We start from the raw sequence: 3255 nt of genomic DNA, 5'->3' as shown, positions 1-3255 counted from the left end.
TGGTTGCGGGGGCAGGATTTGAACCTGCGACCTTCAGGTTATGAGCCTGACGAGCTACCGGGCTGCTCCACCCCGCGTCACCAATGTTGCCTAGCGGACGCGAAAAGGGCCCGGTTGAGGGCCCTTTGAAGGCCGCTTGGCCTTGAACATTGAGAATGGGTTTTTTTACGAAGCGCGCCGGCTTCAATGCCTGGCGACGTCCTACTCTTCCGACGCTTGAGCGTAAGTACCATTGGCGCTGTCAGGTTTCACGGCCGAGTTCGAGATGGGATCGGGTGGGTCACTGACGCTATGGTCACCAAGCAATGGAGCTGGCGCGTTTCGTTAATCGATATCCGTGCAAGTCTTTGTGTATCTGGCTGGCTTTATCGTCCACCGACGGGCCTTGCGGGTTTCGCAGGGCTGTCATTGATGGTGGGATTCATCAAGCATGAACAGAGTTATTAGGACCGGTTAGCTCCATGCGTTACCGCACTTCCACACCCGGCCTATCAACGTGATGGTCTATCACGACTCGAAGATACCTAATCTTGAGGGAGGCTTCCCGCTTAGATGCTTTCAGCGGTTATCCCGTCCATGCATAGCTACCCTGCTGCGCGGCTGGCGCCACGACAGGTACACCAGAGGCATGTTCATCCCGGTCCTCTCGTACTAGGGACAACTCCTCTCAAGTATCGACGCCCACGGCAGATAGGGACCAAACTGTCTCGCGACGTTCTGAACCCAGCTCACGTACCACTTTAATTGGCGAACAGCCAAACCCTTGGGACCTGCTCCAGCCCCAGGATGTGATGAGCCGACATCGAGGTGCCAAACGATTCCGTCGATATGAGCTCTTGGGAATCATCAGCCTGTTATCCCCGGCGTACCTTTTATCCGTTGAGCGATGGCCCTTCCACGAGGGACCACCGGATCACTATGACCGACTTTCGTCTCTGCTCGACTCGTCAGTCTCGCAGTCAGGCAGGCTTATGCCATTGCACTCTTGCAGCCGGTTTCCAACCGGCCTGAGCCTACCATCGCGCGCCTCCGTTACTCTTTAGGAGGCGACCGCCCCAGTCAAACTACCCGCCACAGAGGGTCCCCGCACCGGATAACGGTGCTGGGTTAGACATCAGAACATAACAGGGTGGTATTTCACCTATGGCTCCACACCAGCTGGCGCCGGTGCTTCAAAGCCTCCCACCTATGCTACACAATTCTATCCTAATGCCACTCTGAAGCTGCAGTAAAGGTGCACGGGGTCTTTCCGTCTAACCGCGGGTACTCCGCATCTTCACGGAGAATTCAATTTCGCTGAGCATATCCTGGAGACAGTGGGGAAGTCGTTACGCCATTCGTGCAGGTCGGAACTTACCCGACAAGGAATTTCGCTACCTTAGGACCGTTATAGTTACGGCCGCCGTTTACCGGGGCTTCAATTCGGAGCTTGCACTCCTCCTCTTAACCTTCCGGCACCGGGCAGGCGTCAGACCCTATACGTCGTCTTGAAGCCGACTTAGCAGAGTCCTGTGTTTTTGCTAAACAGTCGCTACCCCCTGGCCTGTGCCCCCCGCCACTGGTTGCCCAATGACGGGGCCTCCTTCTTCCGAAGGTACGGAGGCAATTTGCCGAGTTCCTTCAGGATACTTCTCTCAAGCGCCTTGGTATACTCTACCTGACCACCTGTGTCGGTTTCGGGTACGGTCTATACGGTGGGGCTATTTCCTGGAACCGCTTCGAAGCCCCTCCAATCCAATAAGGAGAGACAACATACGCGATCCGTCACACACCACCAGGCCCACGAATATTAACGTGGTTCCCATCGACTACCCCCTTCGGGCTCGTCTTAGGGGCCGGCTCACCCTGCTCAGATTAGCTTTAAGCAGGAACCCTTGGTCTTTCGGCGAGAGGGCATCTCACCCTCTTTGTCGCTACTCATGTCAGCATTCGCACTTCCGATACCTCCACGGTCGGTTACCCTCCCGCTTCATCGGCCTACGGAACGCTCCGCTACCGCGTGATCCGAGGATCACACCCTAAGCTTCGGTGCATCACTTTAGCCCCGTTACATTTTCGCCGCAGGATCTCTTATTTAGACCAGTGAGCTGTTACGCTTTCTTTAAAGGATGGCTGCTTCTAAGCCAACCTCCTGGTTGTTTTGGAAATCCCACATGCTTTCCCACTTAGTGATGACTTGGGGACCTTAGCTGTAGGTTAGGGCTGTTTCCCTTTTGACGACGGACCTTAGCACCCGCCGTCTGTCTGCCGGACTAGACTCGTTGGTATTCGGAGTTTGGTTAGAATTGGTAGATCTCGCGACCCCCGCATCCATCCAGTGCTCTACCCCCAACGGCAATCATCCGACGCTCTACCTCAATAGATTTCGCGGAGAACCAGCTATTTCCCGGCTTGATTGGCCTTTCACCCCTAAACACAACTCATCCGAGAATTTTTCAACATTCAACGGTTCGGCCCTCCAGTGCGTGTTACCGCACCTTCAGCCTGGTCATGCCTAGATCGCCGGGTTTCGGGTCTAATACACCATACTCCAGCGCCCTGTTCAGACTCGCTTTCGCTGCGCCTACACCTAACGGCTTAAGCTCGCATGGTACATTAAGTCACTGACCCATTATGCAAGAGGTACGCTGTCACCCCCTAAAGAGGCTCCAACTGCTTGTAAGCATTCGGTTTCAGGTACTGTTTCACTCCCCTCATCGGGGTGCTTTTCACCTTTCCCTCACGGTACTGTGTTCGCTATCGGTCATGTACGAGTATTTAGGCTTGGAGGGTGGTCCCCCCATGTTCAGACAGGATTTCACGTGTCCCGCCCTACTCGAGGCTCCATTCATCACTTTCGCATACGGGGCTGTCACCCGCTATGGCCACTCTTTCCAAAGTGTTCTGCTAGTTGAAAATGAAGCACTGGCCTGGTCCGCGTTCGCTCGCCACTACTAACGGAATCTCGGTTGATGTCTTTTCCTCCGGGTACTTAGATGTTTCAGTTCCCCGGGTTCGCTTCACCAAGCCTATATATTCAGCTCGGTGATACCTTATCCACCTCACTCAATATCCGATCACACAGTTGCCTGTTCAATCGGGCATCGAGAGAAATGGTGAAGGTGGGTTTCCCCATTCGGAAATCGCCGGATCAAAGTTTGCTCACAACTCCCCGACGCTTATCGCAGCGTGCCACGTCCTTCATCGCCTGTACATGCCAAGGCATCCACCAAATGCTCTTACCTCACGCTTGAGAATCCACACCATCAACGACAG

The 3255-nt window shown here is 54.6% G+C and carries 1 tRNA gene and 2 rRNA genes; all 3 read right to left on the bottom strand.

From position 1 onward, the window contains the following. Positions 1-77 (bottom strand) — tRNA-Met (locus tag BM052_RS19070). 111 nt (positions 78-188) lie between these two features. Next, a 5S ribosomal RNA gene (gene rrf / locus BM052_RS19065) occupies positions 189-303 on the bottom strand. A 120-nt stretch (positions 304-423) separates the two neighbouring features. Next, positions 424-3232 (bottom strand): 23S ribosomal RNA (locus tag BM052_RS19060). Positions 3233-3255: the final 23 nt, after the last annotated feature.

Source organism: Novosphingobium sp. CF614 (assembly GCF_900113255.1).
In the GTDB taxonomy this organism is placed as follows: domain Bacteria; phylum Pseudomonadota; class Alphaproteobacteria; order Sphingomonadales; family Sphingomonadaceae; genus Novosphingobium.
This window is presented reverse-complemented; position numbering and strand designations above follow the sequence as displayed.